This window comes from Kitasatospora sp. P5_F3 (genome assembly GCF_054049135.1).
The window spans coordinates 15,900-30,592 of sequence record NZ_JBFUMY010000029.1; the positions used below are offsets into that span (position 1 = coordinate 15,900).

General features: G+C 73.2%; 15 protein-coding genes, 1 tRNA gene and 1 riboswitch. Of the genes, 12 read left to right on the forward strand and 4 right to left on the reverse strand.

Annotation, left to right across the window (positions count from 1 at the left end; translation table 11 throughout):
- Window positions 1-57: 57 nt before the first annotated feature.
- The 6 genes from trmB (at window position 58) to ACXJMZ_RS18315 (ending at window position 7,295) form a co-directional block, all read left to right on the forward strand.
- Complete coding sequence (gene trmB, locus ACXJMZ_RS18290; RefSeq protein ID WP_457031116.1) at window positions 58-888, forward strand: tRNA (guanosine(46)-N7)-methyltransferase TrmB; 831 nt, start codon at window positions 58-60, stop codon at window positions 886-888.
- 108 nt (window positions 889-996) lie between these two features.
- Window positions 997-2,250, forward strand: coding sequence for a PrsW family intramembrane metalloprotease (locus ACXJMZ_RS18295; RefSeq protein WP_457031117.1), 1,254 nt, complete (start codon window positions 997-999; stop codon window positions 2,248-2,250).
- A gap of 53 nt (window positions 2,251-2,303) precedes the next feature.
- Window positions 2,304-2,377 (forward strand) — tRNA-Met (locus tag ACXJMZ_RS18300).
- A gap of 184 nt (window positions 2,378-2,561) precedes the next feature.
- Window positions 2,562-3,452 carry a prohibitin family protein gene (locus ACXJMZ_RS18305; protein ID WP_457031118.1) on the forward strand — a complete coding sequence of 297 codons (891 nt, stop codon included), beginning with the start codon at window positions 2,562-2,564 and terminating at the stop codon, window positions 3,450-3,452.
- A 341-nt stretch (window positions 3,453-3,793) separates the two neighbouring features.
- Entirely contained in the window at window positions 3,794-6,322 is a 2,529-nt protein-coding gene (locus ACXJMZ_RS18310; protein WP_457031119.1) for a tetratricopeptide repeat protein, read from the forward strand.
- Window positions 6,323-6,371: 49 nt separating this feature from the next.
- Window positions 6,372-7,295: a hypothetical protein gene (locus tag ACXJMZ_RS18315; RefSeq protein WP_457031120.1), complete on the forward strand. Its 924-nt coding sequence runs from the start codon at window positions 6,372-6,374 to the stop codon at window positions 7,293-7,295.
- Here ACXJMZ_RS18315 and ACXJMZ_RS18320 read toward each other — a convergent pair whose 3' ends face one another.
- Window positions 7,296-7,991, reverse strand: a complete 696-nt coding sequence (locus ACXJMZ_RS18320; RefSeq protein WP_457031121.1) for a class I SAM-dependent methyltransferase — start codon at window positions 7,989-7,991, stop codon at window positions 7,296-7,298.
- An 89-nt stretch (window positions 7,992-8,080) separates the two neighbouring features.
- Window positions 8,081-8,827, reverse strand: a complete 747-nt coding sequence (locus tag ACXJMZ_RS18325) for a sensor domain-containing protein (RefSeq protein ID WP_457031122.1) — start codon at window positions 8,825-8,827, stop codon at window positions 8,081-8,083.
- A gap of 125 nt (window positions 8,828-8,952) precedes the next feature.
- On the opposite strand from ACXJMZ_RS18325, the gene ACXJMZ_RS18330 reads away from it, so the two are divergent.
- Window positions 8,953-9,837, forward strand: a complete 885-nt coding sequence (locus ACXJMZ_RS18330; protein ID WP_457031123.1) for a hypothetical protein — start codon at window positions 8,953-8,955, stop codon at window positions 9,835-9,837.
- 42 nt (window positions 9,838-9,879) lie between these two features.
- Here ACXJMZ_RS18330 and ACXJMZ_RS18335 read toward each other — a convergent pair whose 3' ends face one another.
- Window positions 9,880-10,686 carry a M23 family metallopeptidase gene (locus ACXJMZ_RS18335; protein WP_457031124.1) on the reverse strand — a complete coding sequence of 269 codons (807 nt, stop codon included), beginning with the start codon at window positions 10,684-10,686 and terminating at the stop codon, window positions 9,880-9,882.
- An 11-nt stretch (window positions 10,687-10,697) separates the two neighbouring features.
- A riboswitch (cyclic di-AMP (ydaO/yuaA leader) is annotated at window positions 10,698-10,861 on the reverse strand.
- A gap of 215 nt (window positions 10,862-11,076) precedes the next feature.
- Between ACXJMZ_RS18335 and ACXJMZ_RS18340 the strand changes: the two genes are divergently transcribed.
- On the forward strand, window positions 11,077-11,367 hold the full coding sequence (locus ACXJMZ_RS18340) for a YiaA/YiaB family inner membrane protein (RefSeq protein ID WP_457031125.1): 291 nt from the start codon (window positions 11,077-11,079) through the stop codon (window positions 11,365-11,367).
- A 34-nt stretch (window positions 11,368-11,401) separates the two neighbouring features.
- Here ACXJMZ_RS18340 and ACXJMZ_RS18345 read toward each other — a convergent pair whose 3' ends face one another.
- Window positions 11,402-11,599 carry a tautomerase family protein gene (locus ACXJMZ_RS18345; RefSeq protein ID WP_457031126.1) on the reverse strand — a complete coding sequence of 66 codons (198 nt, stop codon included), beginning with the start codon at window positions 11,597-11,599 and terminating at the stop codon, window positions 11,402-11,404.
- An 89-nt stretch (window positions 11,600-11,688) separates the two neighbouring features.
- Between ACXJMZ_RS18345 and ACXJMZ_RS18350 the strand changes: the two genes are divergently transcribed.
- From ACXJMZ_RS18350 to ACXJMZ_RS18365, 4 genes are all read left to right on the forward strand, one after another.
- The gene (locus ACXJMZ_RS18350; RefSeq protein WP_457031127.1) at window positions 11,689-12,513 is read left to right on the forward strand and encodes an alpha/beta fold hydrolase; all 825 of its coding nucleotides are present in this window, start codon (window positions 11,689-11,691) and stop codon (window positions 12,511-12,513) included.
- Window positions 12,513-13,085 (forward strand): TetR/AcrR family transcriptional regulator, encoded by a 573-nt coding sequence (locus ACXJMZ_RS18355; protein WP_457031128.1) that lies wholly within the window; start codon window positions 12,513-12,515, stop codon window positions 13,083-13,085. The genes ACXJMZ_RS18350 and ACXJMZ_RS18355 overlap by 1 nt, the downstream gene beginning before the upstream one ends.
- Window positions 13,086-13,208: 123 nt before the next feature.
- The gene (locus ACXJMZ_RS18360; RefSeq protein ID WP_457031129.1) at window positions 13,209-13,421 is read left to right on the forward strand and encodes a hypothetical protein; all 213 of its coding nucleotides are present in this window, start codon (window positions 13,209-13,211) and stop codon (window positions 13,419-13,421) included.
- 85 nt (window positions 13,422-13,506) lie between these two features.
- Window positions 13,507-14,637, forward strand: coding sequence for a PP2C family protein-serine/threonine phosphatase (locus ACXJMZ_RS18365; RefSeq protein ID WP_457031130.1), 1,131 nt, complete (start codon window positions 13,507-13,509; stop codon window positions 14,635-14,637).
- Window positions 14,638-14,693 lie beyond the last annotated feature (56 nt).

Below are 14,693 nucleotides of genomic sequence, written 5' to 3' on the forward strand. Positions count from 1 at the left end.
ATCGAGGACCCGACCACGCCCCGGCCCTCGGACGGCCTCCCGTAGACTTGGCCGATTGTGACTGCCACCGCCCCCAGCCCCCAGCCGTCCCCGTCCGCGCGCCTGTCCGCCGCACCCGCCGGATACCCCGCGCCGATGTACCCGCACCGGGCCACCGAGGCCCAGCACCGCGAGCACCGGATCCGCAGCTTTCAGCCCCGCCGGGGCCGGATGACCCCCGCCCAGGCGGGCGCGCTGGACCGGGGCTGGGAGCGGTACGGCCTGGCGATCGACGGCAGCCCGCTCGATCTGGCGGAGCTGTTCGCCGGCCGGCCGGTGACGCTGGAGATCGGCTTCGGGATGGGCGAGACGACGGCCGCGATGGCGGCCGCCGACCCCTCGATGGGCATCCTGGCGGCCGACGTGCACACCCCCGGCCACGGCAACCTGCTCCAGCTGCTGGAGCGCACCGACTCGCGCAACGTCCGCCCGGCCGCCGGGGACGCGGTGATCCTGCTCCGCGACATGCTGCCGGACGCCTCGCTGGCCGGCCTCCGGGTGTACTTCGCCGACCCGTGGCCGAAGCCCAAGCACCACAAGCGCCGCCTGGTCCAGGAGTCCTTCCTCGACCTGGTGCTGCCCCGGCTGGCGCCCGGCGCGCTGGTGCACTGCGCCACCGACTGGGAGCCGTACGCCGAGCAGATGCTGGCCGTGCTCTCCGCCTCGCCCGAGCTGACGAACCTGCACCCCGAGGGTGACGGCTCCGGCTGGCTGGAGCCCGCCGAGCACCCGGCCGGCACTGTCCCCGGCTACGCGCCCCGCCCGGACTGGCGGCCGGTCACCAAGTTCGAGCGGGCCGGGATCGCCAAGGGCCACGTCGTGCACGACCTGCTGTTCCGCCGCCGCTGACCGCACCGGTCACGGCTCAGCTGACGCCCTATCACACCGGGTGATCCACCGAGTACGGATCGTCCCGACACCTCCCGTCGGAGCAGGTCGGTCCCCTACCCTGTCCGCGTGAGCAGTCCGCCCAGTGGCGGCCCGTACCCCCACACCCCGGCCCCGGCCGGGGAACGCGCCGTCACCGTCGACCCGCCCACCCGCGCCACCGGCACCCGGACCGTCCCGGGGCCCCGGGTGCGGCGGGCGGGCCCGTTGCTGTCCTGGCACCCGTACGTCCGCGCCGAGGACCTGCTCCGTCGCGCCCGGGCGCTGCGCTACCCCGCGCTCTCCTCCGCGCTGGCCGCCCTCGCGCTGGCGGGCTGCGGAGTGCTGATCCTGCAGCTGGTGCACCGGCAGACCGGGACCACCGGGCTGCTGGTCGGGCTCGGTCTGGCGCTGCTCCCGCTCCCGTTCGTGCTGGGCGCGCTCGCCTGGCTGAACCAGACCGCCCGGGTCCCGCTCCGGCACACCCTGTTCTGCCTGGCCTGGGGGGCCTGCGCGGCGACCACGGTGGCGATCATGGCCAACGGCTGGGCCAGTGACTTCCTGATCGCCCGCCAGGGCAGCGCCCGGGGCGAGACGCTGCTCGCCGACTTCGCCACGCCGCTGATCGAGGAGAGTGCAAAGGGCGCGGCGCTGCTGATGCTGCTGCTGCCGGTCCGCCGCCGGCTCCGCTGCCACGTGCAGCGGATCTGCGCGGTGCCGATCCGGCACCGGCCGACGGGCGGACGGCGGTCGGCCGGTGCCGCCCGCCCGTACCGGCGCCCACCGCTCCGGCCCCGGCTGCGCCAGCTCCCGTACTTCCGGCGTGCGCAACGACCCCGCCCGCACACCCGGGCCCGGTCCAGCCCTCGCACACTCTCCGCCGGGGTGGTCCTGGGCGGGGTCACCGCCTGCGGCTTCGCCTTCACCGAGAACGCGCTCTACCTCGGCCGGGCCTTCACCGACGACCAGCAGAGCCGGCTGGACAGCATCGGCCTGGGCGCCGCCCCGAGCCTGCGCGACTTCGACTCCACCCTGCACACCTTCGTGCTGCGCGGCCTGCTCTCGCCCTTCGCGCACCCGCTGTTCACCGCCCTGACCGGGCTCGGCATCGCGATCAGCCTGACCACCGGACGGATTTGGCTGACCCGGCTGGCCGCGCCCGTCGGGCTGCTGCTCTCGATGGCGGTGCACGGCTGCTGGAACGCCGCCGCCGCTCTGGGCACCAACGGCTTCCTGCTGTTCTATGCCGGGCTGATGGTGCCCTGTTTCGCCGCTCTGGTCTGCTTCGCGTTCTGGGCCAGGACCCGGGCGAAAGCGGCCCGGCACCGCGCTGCCACGGCCTGAACCGGAACGGATTTCCCTTTCGCGCGGCACTCACGTAGTGTCGTGTTTACCGACGCGGGGTGGAGCAGCTCGGTAGCTCGCTGGGCTCATAACCCAGAGGTCGCAGGTTCAAATCCTGTCCCCGCTACTCAGTAGCACAGAAGGCCCGGCAGACATCGTCTGCCGGGCCTTCTGCTGTTCCCGGTGCCCTTCTGAAGCAGCTGAAACCGCCCGTACCGAAACCGATTTCCCTTTCGCCCGGCACTCACGTAGTGTCGTGTTTTAGGCTCGGCGGACTCCGACCGAACCGACCGAGGGGACGACACCGACCCATGCTCTTCCTGGCCGTACTGCTGCTCGTCGCGGGCATCCTGCTGATCGTGCTCAAGCGCACCGGGGTGCTCAGCCGCCGGGGTACCGCTCCCGCCGGCTGGGCCACGGTCCTGCTGGGGCTGCTGGCCGGGCTGAGCACCTTCACGCACGTGACCGAGCCCTACCAGGTCGCCGTGCCGGTCAGCTTCGGCAAGGTCGGCGAACCGTGGAAGTCGGGCGTGCACCTGAAGAGCCCGTTCACCGAGGTGACCACCTTCTCCACCCGCCCGGTGGACCTCAACTTCACCGGTGACAGCAACGTCGAGGTCCGCTCCTCCCAGGGCGGCGTGCTGTACGCCGACCTGACCGTGAAGTGGTCGATCGACCCGGCCCACACGCTGGCGCTGTACAAGCTGGCCGGTGACGAGAGCTCGGTGGAACGGCGGCTGGTCGCCCCGGACACCCGGGAGATCGTCCGCAACGTCTTCGCCCGGTTCACCAGCGAGGACGGCTACGTCGCCAAGCGGGAGGCGATCAGCTCCGAGATCGACCGGCTGATCCGGGAGCGGCTGGCGCCGCGCGGCATCCTGGTGGACACGGTCAACCTGCGCAACGTGAAGCCGAGCGAGGCGCTGCAGAAGGAGATCGACCTCAAGATCCAGCAGGAGCAGGCCACCCAGCGCGCCACCGAGGCGGCCAAGACCGCCAAGGCGGAGGCCGAGCAGAAGCGGATCGCCGCCGAGGGCGAGGCCGCGGCCAACAGCATCCTGACCAACTCGCTGACCGACAAGGTGCTCGCCGCCAAGTGCCTGGACGCCTTCCGGGCCGCCGCCGAGAAGAACCCGGTGTACGCCAGCCCCTGCGGTTCCGGCGGCGGCGCACCGCTGATCGTGGACGGCACCAAGCGCTGAACAGCTGCCCGAACACCCGCCCCGAATAAATCCGTTGTGGCCTCCGGGAGTGCTGCCTACAGTGGGCAGCACACTGAAAGGAGGTGATCCTGAGTTGAGTTCCATCAGGATGTGTGAGGTGGCTGCTCGCTAGAGCCGCCCCTGCCTGTGCAGTAGTGAGGCCGGTACCAGCCTCCGGCGGCAGGCAATTCCCAGCAGTCACCCGGCCCGTGGGTTCACCGGAGACATCCCCGGTGCCTCGTCGGCCGCCCCTCAGGGGGCGAGCCACGAGGAGTGACCCACGGGCCGTCTGCATGCCCCGGGCGGGTACGCCATGATGGTGCGCCAGGGGGTGGGCGGCGATGGCGGAACAGCAGGTTTCCCGGCAGGAGTTGATCCGGCGCAGGCGTCGGGGCGGGTTCGTCGGACGGCGGGCCGAGCTGGCCGCGTTCCGGGCGAACCTCGAGCGCGATCCGGCCGACGAGGCGTACCAGTTCCTGTTCCACGTCCGGGGCAACGCGGGCGTCGGCAAGACCTCGCTGCTGCGGCAGCTGGAGGCGGTCGCCCGGGAGCGCGAGTCGGTCACCGCGTATCTGGACGACGACGTGCACAGCGTGGTCGAGGCGATGGCGGCGGTCAGTGCCCAGTGCGAGCGGCAGGGGCGGCCGTTGAAGCGGTTCGACCGGCTGCTGGCCACCTACCGGCAGCGGCGGCACGAGGCGGAGAGCGCGCCGGTCGGCCAGTCCGACGGGGAACCCTCGGTGGCCGGCACGCTGGCGGCCCAGGTCGGCCTGGCCGGGCTCGGTGCGGTGCCCGTGGTGGGTGCGCTGGCCGGTGTGATGGACGCGCAGCAGGTGGCGGCCGGCGCGGACCGGCTGCGCGGGCTGCTGAGCGCGCGGCTGCGCAGCCACGACGACGTGCAGCTGGTGCTCACCCCCGTCCCGCTGCTGACCCCGGTGTTCCTGGCCGACCTGACCGAACTGGCCAGGCAGCGGCCCAGGGTGGTGCTGTTCTTCGACACGTACGAGCGGACCGCCCCGGTGCTGGACGGCTGGCTGCGGGAACTGCTGGTGGACGGCGGGCACGGCGAGCTGCCGCTGAACGTGCTGGTGGTGCTGGCCGGGCAGCGGCAGCTGGACCCACGGGTCTGGGCCGATGCGATGGACCTGGTCGCGGAGCTCCCGTTGGAGGTGTTCACCGAGACCGAGGCGCGGCAGCTGCTGACGGTTCGGGGGATCACCGACGAGCAGGTGACCGGGACGGTGCTCCGGCTGGCCGGCGGGCTGCCGGTGCTGCTCGACACCCTGGCCCAGGCCCGGCCGACCGGTCCCGGCGCGGTGCAGGACCCCTCGGGCACTGCGGTGGAGCGGTTCCTGCGCTGGGAGACCGCCCCTCAGCGGCGGGCGGCCGCGCTGGCCTGCGCGCTGCCGCTCCAGCTCGACCAGGACGTCTACCGGGTGCTGGCCGACGGCGACCACTACGCCTGGCTGCGCGCCCTGCCGTTCGTCAACGAGCAGGCGGGGAAGGCCCGTTACCACGACGTGGTGCGGACGCCGATGCTCCGGTTGCAGCGCACCCGGTCACCGCTCGGCTGGCGCGAGCAGCACACCGCGCTGGCCGAGGCGTTCGGCCGCTGGCGGTCGGCGCTGGAGCAGGATCTGCCTTCGGACGGGCGCTGGGAGGACGGGACCTGGCTGGAGTACCGGCTGAGCGAGACCTACCACCGGCTCTGCGCCAACCCGCACCAGGCGCTGCCCGGGGCCTTGGTGGAGCTGATCGAGGCCTGCACGAGCGGTGACTCGGCCTGCCGACGGGCCGCCCGGACGATCGCCCTGGCCGCCCGGGACACCGAGGCGGAGCCGCTCGCTCACTGGGGCGAGCAACTGACCGGCCTCGACGACAGTCCCGAACTCGACGACAGGCCCGAACTCACGCTGCTCACCCTGCTGTTGACCCATCCCGGGCTGCCCGCCGAGCACCGGGCGGCCTGCTTCCTGGCCCGGGCCGACCGGCACCAGCTGGGCGGCGACCACCCGGCGGCGGCCGGTGACTGCTCGGCGGCGCTCGCGCTCGACCCGGAGTCCGCCCGGGCCCATGCCACCCGGGCCCGCAGCCGACAGGCCCTGAAGCAGCTGCCCGAGGCGCTGGCCGACTGGGGCCGGGCCGTCGAACTCGCCCCGGACCAGGCCGCGTCGCTGGTCCAACGCGGCCGGCTGCTGCGTACCCTGGGCCGCTTCGAGGAGGCGCTGCGCGACCTGGATCTGGCCGTCGGCCTCGACCCGTCCGACTGGCTGCACCGGGCCGAGCGCGGCGAGATCCACCGCCTGGCCGGCCGCCCGGCCGAGGCGCTGGCCGAGCTCACCCGGGCCACCGAGCTGAACGGTGCGGAGGGCTGGCCGCTGGCCAGCCGGGGCTGGGTGCTGCACCAGCTCGGCCGCGACCAGGACGCTCTGGCCGACCTGGACCGCTCCCTCGACCTGAATCCGGAGCAGCCGTGGGCACTCACCCGCCGGGCCGAACTGCACCGGAAGGCAGGCCGGTTCAACGCGGCGCTGACTGATCTGAACCTGGCCGTCTCGCTCTCCCCCGGCTGGCAGTGGGTGGTCGCCGAACGCGGTGAGACCCACCGGGTGGCGGGCCGTCACACCGAGGCGCTGGCCGACTTCTCCCGGGCGATCGAGCTCAGCCCGACGTACGCCTGGGCCCTGGTCCGCCGGGGCCAGACCCACGAGCGGCTCGGGCAGCACCGGGAAGCGGCGGCTGACTGGGCCGAGGCGCGACGGCTGGACCCGGAGCTGACGGTCCGGATGCTGAGCAGCGCGCACAGTCAACTCGGCACTTTCCGGGTGCAGTTCGGGAGCGGAGGCGCCCGGGGCCTGCCCGGAGCGTGACCGGTCCGCTACGGTTGCAGCGCGGTTCGGGCAGCGGGAGGGGTGTGCGGTGGAGCTGGAACGTGACGGGGAGTTGGCACCGGCGGCGAAGGCCGGACTCGGGGCGGTGGTCGGGGCCGGGCTGCTGGGGCTCGCCCTGTACGCCTCGGCCAGCGAGGACTGGGCGGCGGCCCTGGGCGGCGGGCTTGTGGTGTCGGCCAGCTCGATGATGGTCGGCGGCGGGGCCGGGTTCCTGTTCGGCATCCCCCGGCTGCTGACCAGCGGGGCGGCGGCCCAGCCGGCCGATCTGAGCGCCACCTCCACCGCGAGCTACGCGCCGAACACCAACCTGGAGCAGGTCTCCGACTGGCTGACCAAGATCCTGCTGGGCGCCGGTCTGACCCAGATCGGCACCCTGCCGCGCCGGCTGGCGCAGCTCGGCGACGCGCTGGCCCCGGTGGTCGGCGGCGGCAGCGGGGCGTCGGCGTTCGCGGCCGCGCTCGCGGTGTACTTCACGGTGCTCGGCTTCCTCTCCGGCTGGCTGCTCACCCGCCTGCGGCTGGCCCGCGCGCTGTCCACCGCCGACCGGCAGACGCTGGCCGACTCGGTCGGCCAGACCGTCCGCCGGGCCAGGGAGCTGGACTTCAGCCCGGCCGAGGTCAGGCGGCTGTTCGAGGCCGAGACCGAGGGCCTGCGGGTGCAGGCACTGGCGCTGTTCCAGGGGCGGCCCGACCACGAGAACCTGCCGCTGGTGATCGGTGCGATCCGCAGCGACCTGTCCGCCTTCGAGCTGCTGCAGGCCCTGCTGGCGGCCCGCGAGGCGATCCTGCAACTGCCGCTGACCCCGGAGGAGAAGCGCAGCCTGCGCTTCGCGGTGGAGGACAAGCTGCGCAACTTCCGTACCGCGCCGAAGGATTCGCGCCGCCGGGTGGTCGGCGAGGAGATCCTCAAGAAGCTCTCCGCCACGGTCCCGAGCCCCACTCCGGCCAAGTAGCTAACGCCCGACCCGGCGGAGCACCAGCACCCGGCGGGTCCGCCCGTCGCCCGGGCGGGCGAACCGGGTGATCTCGCTGGCCACCCGACGCTCCCCCAGCGCGAACCGCAGCCGCGACAGGTGCGGGCAGGGCCGGGCGGCGCCGTCGTGCAGCGGGTGGACCCGGACCTCGCCGCCCGGGGCGGTGACCCGGACCAGTTCGAGCAGCCCGGCCAGCTGCTGCTCGAGCGGGAACAGCTCCGGGTAGGCGAACAGCAGGTACGCGCTCAGGGTGAGCGCGAACGAGCCGTCGGCGAACGGGAGCCGGGGCAGTGCGGCGGCCACGTACCGCTCGGGACGGGCCACGCTGTCGGCGGCGAACAGCCGGCGGGCCCGGTCCCAGCTGCGCAGGTAGCGCTCGGGCCGCAGGTGGGTGGAGGGCAGGTGCCGGTCGGGGGCCGTCGCCAGCCGGGCGGCCATGCTGTCCCGGCCGGCCCGGGCCAGCGCGGTGAGTTCGGGCAGCGGGGCGGCGTACGCCGGGTCGGTGGCGATCACCGTGACGCCGAGTTCGCGGGCCTCGGCGGTCAGTCCGGCGGCGCCACCGGGGCAGTCCAGGACCGGTCCCGGCAGAGCCACCAGGGCGGCCCTGGTCAGGCCGAACAGGCCGCAGTACTCGTCCAGCGGACGGGAGGTGATCAGCGTGCTGGGGGTGTGCACCGGGCCTCCCGAGGATGCGTCAGGCCCGGTACCGGGGAGCGGTACCGGGCCTGTTCATCGCAGCACGGGAGCGGCGGTGCCGCATCCGGTCAGCGGCTGCCGCACAGCCCCTTGACCGCGATCCGGGAGATGTTGGTCAGGCCCCGGATCAGCACCGGGGTCAGGAAGACCAGCAGCAGGCCGAGCAGCGAGACGCCCGCGATGTCCCGGGCCGAGCTGATGTAGTACTCGTGGTGCACGCCCGCGTCGGTGGTGAAGTCGTACACCCGGTAGCCCGGCCAGTCGGTGTAGCGGGCGAACACCCAGTGGTAGGCCGGGTAGAGCGCGACCACCCAGCCGGTCACCAGGAAGGTCACCGTGAGGGTGAAGCTCAGGATGCTCCAGGGCAGCATCAGCACCTGGTACAGCGCCGCCTTCCAGCCCGCCCTGTCGGCCAGCCGGGCGGTGACGGAGCCCCAGAAGCCGGGCCGGGACGGCACCACCGGGGCGGGTGCGGCGACCTCGGTGGCCAGCAGGGTCTCGGCCCGGTACCGCTCCAGCGCGGCGAAGCCCCGGGAGCCCGAGGTGAACAGGGCGAGCACCGGCAGCCCGAGCGCGGTGACCACCAGGCCGAGCCCGAGCGAGAAGAAGGTGACCACGAAGGTGAAGCCCAGGATGGCGAGCGGCAGCGAGCCGAGCACGAAGCCGACCTCCCGGTAGGTGGCGGCGGCGAACGGCGCCCACCAGAACCTCGGGTGCACCCGGCTGCTGCTGTTGCTGCTGCTGCGCTCGGCGTACGGGAAGGTCTGACTGGTCATCACCGGCTCCTCGGTCTCGTTGTCCTGCTCGCTGCCCACCCCTCAAAGGTGCCCGATCGGCGCCCCCGGCGACATGAGGTCCACCGGCGGACCGGGGGTAGGGAGAACCCCACCCCTGTCCGGGGCGAACGGCCCCCGGCCCGGGCACCGGATACCGTACGGGGGTGAACGACGACGACCTCCGGCTCAGCCCGCGTACCCGTGCCGACGACCTGCTCAGGTGGGCGGCCGACCAGGGTCTCGACCCCGTCCCGGTGGAGGCGGTCCGAACGGTGCTGGCCCTGCTGGAGCTGGGCGACGGCCGGATGCACGACGGCTACCCGGAGCTGAGCTCGCCGGTGGTGGAGCAGCTGCTGTACGAGCGGATCTACATGTACGTGCAGCCGGCCTCCGACCCGGGCGCGTACGGGCGGGCGGTGGGGCTGCTGATCGACCATCAGCGGGCCGCCAAGCGGCTGAACGCCAAGCGGCACGAGCGGCTGCACGCCGAGGTGGAGTGGCAGGGCGAGCTGCTCTGCGGGCTGCTCCGGCAGCCGCACCTGGTCACCTGGCCCCGGCTGTACACGCTGCTGCTCCGGGCGGCCGGGGTGGACACCTCCGACCTGGCGGCGGTCCGGGCCTGGCTGGACGGCTTCCGCGAGCTGACGGCGGAGCAGCGGGCCGAGGCGTTCGGCGCGCTGACCGAGCTGGACGAGATCGACGCCGACGGCGGCTGGGGCCGGACCAGGCTGATCTCGATCGGGATGGCCACCGACGGCGCCCGGCTGCTGCTGGAGAACCGGCTGATGCAGCGCAGCTACCGCAACCTGGCCGGGCTGAACGCGCTCGGCCTGCCGATGCCGGACGAGCTCTCCGGCGACTTCGACGGCTTCGAGGCCGCGGTGGTCGAGGAGGCGCTCGGGCTGCTGGGTGAGTGGACCGTCCCGGGGCTGCCCGCCCTGCTGGTGCACGAGTACCCGGACCTGGCCCCGGAGCCTGGCACCGAGGAGATCGAGGCGTACCTCGCCGAGCAGGCGGAGCGATCCGGGGAAGCCGAAGCGACCGACTGACCGGAACGGGCCCACCGTCGGCGGGCCCGTTCCGACGGTGTGTCAGGGGTTGATGCCGCGCTCGCGCAGCCAGTCCAGCGGGTCGACCGGGGCGGCGCCGTCCGGGCGGACCTCGAGGTGCAGGTGCGGTCCGGTGACGTTGCCGGTGGCCCCGACCTTGCCGAGCACGGTGCCGGGGGCGACCTCGCCCGAGGCGGTGGCGATCGAGGACAGGTGGCAGTACCAGATCTCGGTGCCGTCGGTCAGGGTCTCGATCACCCGGTAGCCGTACGCCCCGGACCAGCCGGCCGAGGTGACGGTGCCCGCCCCGACCGCGGTGACCGGGGTGCCGGTGGCGGCCGCGAAGTCCAGGCCGGTGTGCAGGTGCGACCAGTACGAGCCGGACTGGCCGTAGTGGGCGGTCAGCTCGTAGTTGGTGGTCGGCGCCGCGAACGCGCTGCGCTGCTCGGCGCGATTGGCCTCGGCCTCCTGGGCGGCCCGCTTGGCCTCCGCCTCCTGGGCGGCGGCCAGCCGGGCGGACTCGTCGGCGGCGGTGCGCTGCCCGTCGGCCTGGAGCTGGATCCGGGCGGCGAGGGCGAGACCGGGGTCGGCGGAGAGCAGGTGCTGCTGCCCGGCCTGGTCGGCGGAGTCGGCGGCTGCCACGGCGGGCGGCTGCGGGGCCGCGGCGGCCGGGGTGGCGGCAGCGAAGGCGGTCGCGCCGAGGGCGGCGGTCATCGCGGTGACGCCGATCAGCGGGCCGCCGGAGCGGGGCTGACGGGGCATCCGGTGCCTGGCGGCATCCGGGTGGTCCAGCAGCAGCTGGTTGCCGGAGTCGGTACGAGGGTGTGCCTGGGAGTGCGTCGACGCCACGGAGGCGCGCTCCTTTCCTTCCTTCTCGCCTACCGGGTTAGCTGACGGGTTCGGAGCAGGAAGGTCTCCTACGACCGGGTTTGGGGCCCGGCCGATTCACCCCAAGGAACGGTGGTTCCCCGGCTCCCGGACCCACCGGTGACGGCGGGTCCTGAGGATTAGGCGACGGCGCACGGTGCCGTTCTGGTACGGCGTTGCCGACCGCGCTGCGTTATCAAACGTTAATCCTAGGAGCCCGTGATTCCAAGCGGCTAGAGAGGTGCAGTCCATCTCTTCTGACGACCCGTGACCGGAATGCGGCTTTTGCTCTTTCACTCGGTGACGGTGCGCTACCGGAGGTTGAGTATCCGTACTCAGGTGCGCGACAAGGGAGTTGGAGACCCTCAGGACATGAGCCCTTCGATGCAGCCGCGGACCACCAACGCCTACTACCTGCAGGCGGTCCTGTCCTTCGCCCTGGCCAGCTCGGCCCTGGTGATCGGGATCGCCTACCTGCCGGTCAACCCCTGGATGCGCGGCTTCCTGGCGGTCGGCCTGCTCTACGAGATCACCGCGGCGTTCACGCTCGCCAAGGTGATCCGCGACCGCCAGGAAGTCGGCGAGATCTCCAGCCGGGTCGACCAGGCCAGGCTGGAGAAGCTGCTCGCCGAGCACGACCCGTTCCGGGTGGAGGGGATCTGAGCGGCGGTCAGCCCGCCCCCATCTCCGCCCCCGGTCAGCCGTTCGCCCGCTTGGCGGCGTAGGTCTCCCCGCCCGCCGCCCAGTTCTCCAGCGGGATCTCCTCGATCACCACGGTGACCGCCGCCGGGCTCACCCCGGTGATCCGGACGTACGTCTCGGTGAGCTCGCGGGCGATCTCGGCCCGCTGCTCCACGGTCCGACCGGCCAGCTGCTTGACGTTGATGAACGGCATGACGACCCCTCAGGTTCGGTGCGGTGCGATCACCCGCACGCTATCCCAACGCCTCCCTCTTGACGGCTATGGCTATTAGCCTTAGCTTTATGGCTATGACGAAGAACCTCACCACCCAGTACCTGGATGTCCCCGGCGGCCGACTGGCCTACGACGACACCGCCACCGAGACCGGCCTCCCGGTCGTCCTGCTCCCCGGCATGCTCGACTCCCGCACGGTGTACCGGCACCTGCGCCCGCTGCTCACCGCCGCCGGCCACCGGGTGATCACCCTGGACGTGCGCGGCTTCGGCGAGTCCTCGATCGCCTGGACCGACTACTCACCCGCCGCGATCGCCGAGGACACCCTCGCCCTGCTCGACCACCTGGGCATCGAGCGGGCCGCCCTGGTCGGCAACTCCTACACCGGCGCCACCGTCGTGAAGGTCGCCACGCTCGCCCCCGAGCGGGTGGCCGGCATCGCCCTGATCGACGCCTTCATCGAGAACCTGCCGCCGAACGCCTTCCAGCGCGCCCTGGTCAAGACGCTCGGCACCCTGGTGGTGTGGTTCCCCGCCGCCTGGGGCGCCTACCTCAAGAAGGCGTACCCGACCGGCGGGCCCGCCGACCTCGCGGAGTACCGGGCCGCCGCCGTCGCCGCCCTGCGCACCCCCGGCCGCAAGGTCGCCACCCGTGGGCACGTCACCGGTGACTCCGCGCCGGTCGGCTGGACCGCCGGGGTGAGCCGCCCCGCCCTGGTCGTGATGGGCGGTCAGGACCCGGACTTCCCCGACCCGGCCGTGGTGGCCGACCGCCAGGCGGCGGCGCTGAAGGCCCGTAAGGTGATGATCGACGGTGCCGGGCACTACCCGATGGCGGAGTTCCCGCAGGCCACCGCCGACGCCCTGCTCCCCTTCCTGCACGAGGTCGCCTGATGCCGAGGGCCGGACTCTCCCCCGCCGCCGTGGTCGATCACGCCCTGGAGCTGATCGACGCCCAGGGGCCCGAGGGCCTCACGCTGGCCGCCGTGGCCGGCCGGGCGGGTGTCGCCACCCCCTCGCTCTACAAGCACGTCACCGGTGGTCTGACCGAACTGCGCCGGCTGATCGCCGTCCGGGTCACCGAGGAGCTGGCCGAGCGGCTGGCCGAGTCGGTGCTCGGACGCAGCCGGGACGAGGCGATGACCGCACTGCTGAACGCCTACCTGGACTACGCCGAGCAGCACCCGCGCCGGTACGCGGCGCTGCCGCAGGCGCCCGATCCGGACCCGGATCTGACCCGGGCCGCCGCCCGGTTGGTCGGGGTGATCATCGCGGTGCTGAACGGCTACGGCCTGACCGGCGAGGAGTCGGTGCACGCCGCCCGCACGGTCCGTTCGACGGCGCACGGTTTCGCCTCGCTGTCGGCGGGCGGGGCGTTCCGGCTGGCGGCGGATCTGACGGTGACTCGGCAGCGGCTGATCCGGGTGCTGGTCGAGGGCTTGCGGGCCTGGCCGGAAGCGGGATAAACATCGGTTCGTCGGAACGGTATCCGTTCGGGTGGTTTTCGAGACCATTCCGTCGCCGAGCCCGGCCGACACTGGCAGTGTGCAGGCATCCCCGCCTGTCACCAGCACAAAGGATGTGGGCAGATGACGCAGACCGCACGGACGGCCCGTCCCGCCACCGCCCCCATCCCTGAACAGCACATCCCCAGGCAGCGCAGCCCGCTCGCCACCCCGGCCGCCACCACCCCGGAGCGTGGCACTGCCCGTCGGTTCCTGGAGATCATCCTCGGCGCCCGCTCGCTGCGGCCGGTCACCGCCGGAGCCCAGCAGTCGTACGGCGAGTGCGACGGCCAGTGAGGCCGATCGGCCGCCGACAGAAGGCCTGAAACGCACATCTGACGCTAGATTGAGCTGACGGAAGGTCAGCCCCGGCGGAGGTCAGGTGCCCGCAGTCACCACGATGGCCCGGCAGTTCGCCGGGCGGCTGCGGCGCGGTCCGGCCGGCCGCTGGTCGAGCCAGCTGCTGGACGGCGACCCGGCCGCCGAGAAGGCCGCACTCGGACTGCTCCTGATCCTGGTCGCACTGCTCTCGCTGCTGGCCATCGCCGCCCCCACCGGCTGCCCGCCCTCCGCACTGACGCTGCCGCTGATCCTCGGCGGCTTCCTGCTGCACACCCGCCGCCAGGTCGGCCTGCTGCTCGGGGTCGGAGTCGGCCTGCTCGCCTGCTGGTGGCTGCGCGAACCGTTGGGAGTGACCCCCGGCTCGGCCTGGGTGGTCGGCGCGGCAGCCCTGGTGGTGCTGCTGACCTCCCGCTACCGCAGCAGGCTCGGCCTGCGCGGCACCCGGGGCGACGCGATGCTGCGGGAACTCTCCGAGCGCACCACCGCCCTCGGCAGGCTGCCCGACCGGCTGCTGGACTGGCGGTTCCACCAGGCCCTCGCGCCGGTCAGCGGCACCTTCTTCTCCGGCGACTTCCTGCTCTCCGCGCACCGCCCCGACCGGGACCTGCTGGAAATCCTGCTGGTGGACGTCTCCGGCAAGGGCAGCCGGGCGGCGGCCCGGTCGATGCACCTGTCCGGCGCCTTCGCCATGCTGCTCGGCTCGGTACCGCCGGAGTCCTTCCTGCCCACCGCCAACGAGTTCCTGGTCAGGCTCGGCGGAGACGAGGAGTTCGCCACCGCCGTCCACCTCGCCCTGCACCCCTCGCACGGCGGCTACCGGATCTTCACGGCGGGCCATCCGCCGGCCGCCCAGTACCACCGCGAGTCGGGCGGCAGCTGGCTGCTGGTCGGCGACGGCGGCCCGGCGCTCGGCATCCTGCCCGGCGCCCCCTACCCGCCCACCGAGGGCCGGCTCGCGCTCGGGGATGCGCTGCTGCTCTACAGCGACGGCCTGGTCGAGGTCCCCGGCGAGGACATCGACGACGGGATCGCCCGGCTGCTCCGGGCTGCCGCCCCGCTGCTCCGCTACGGCGGCGGCGACCCGGCCGCCGAGCTGCTCGGCACGGTGGCCCGCAACGTCGCCGACGACCGCACCCTCGTGGTGGTCCGCCGCCTCGGCGCAGGCAGCTGAGCCTTCTGCAGGTGCTCAGCCGTCTACTGCCCAGGGGCTCGGGGAACTGCGAGGAG

Excerpts from the sequence above, each read along its gene's own strand:
- ACXJMZ_RS18305 (WP_457031118.1), top strand. The coding sequence starts at position 2,562 with ATGCTCTTCCTGGCCGTACTGCTGCTCGTCGCGGGCATCCTGCTGATC.
- ACXJMZ_RS18310 (WP_457031119.1), top strand. The coding sequence starts at position 3,794 with ATGGCGGAACAGCAGGTTTCCCGGCAGGAGTTGATCCGGCGCAGGCGT.
- ACXJMZ_RS18340 (WP_457031125.1), top strand. The coding sequence starts at position 11,077 with ATGAGCCCTTCGATGCAGCCGCGGACCACCAACGCCTACTACCTGCAG.
- ACXJMZ_RS18345 (WP_457031126.1), bottom strand. The coding sequence starts at position 11,599 with ATGCCGTTCATCAACGTCAAGCAGCTGGCCGGTCGGACCGTGGAGCAG.
- ACXJMZ_RS18350 (WP_457031127.1), top strand. The coding sequence starts at position 11,689 with ATGGCTATGACGAAGAACCTCACCACCCAGTACCTGGATGTCCCCGGC.
- ACXJMZ_RS18355 (WP_457031128.1), top strand. The coding sequence starts at position 12,513 with ATGCCGAGGGCCGGACTCTCCCCCGCCGCCGTGGTCGATCACGCCCTG.
- ACXJMZ_RS18360 (WP_457031129.1), top strand. The coding sequence starts at position 13,209 with ATGACGCAGACCGCACGGACGGCCCGTCCCGCCACCGCCCCCATCCCT.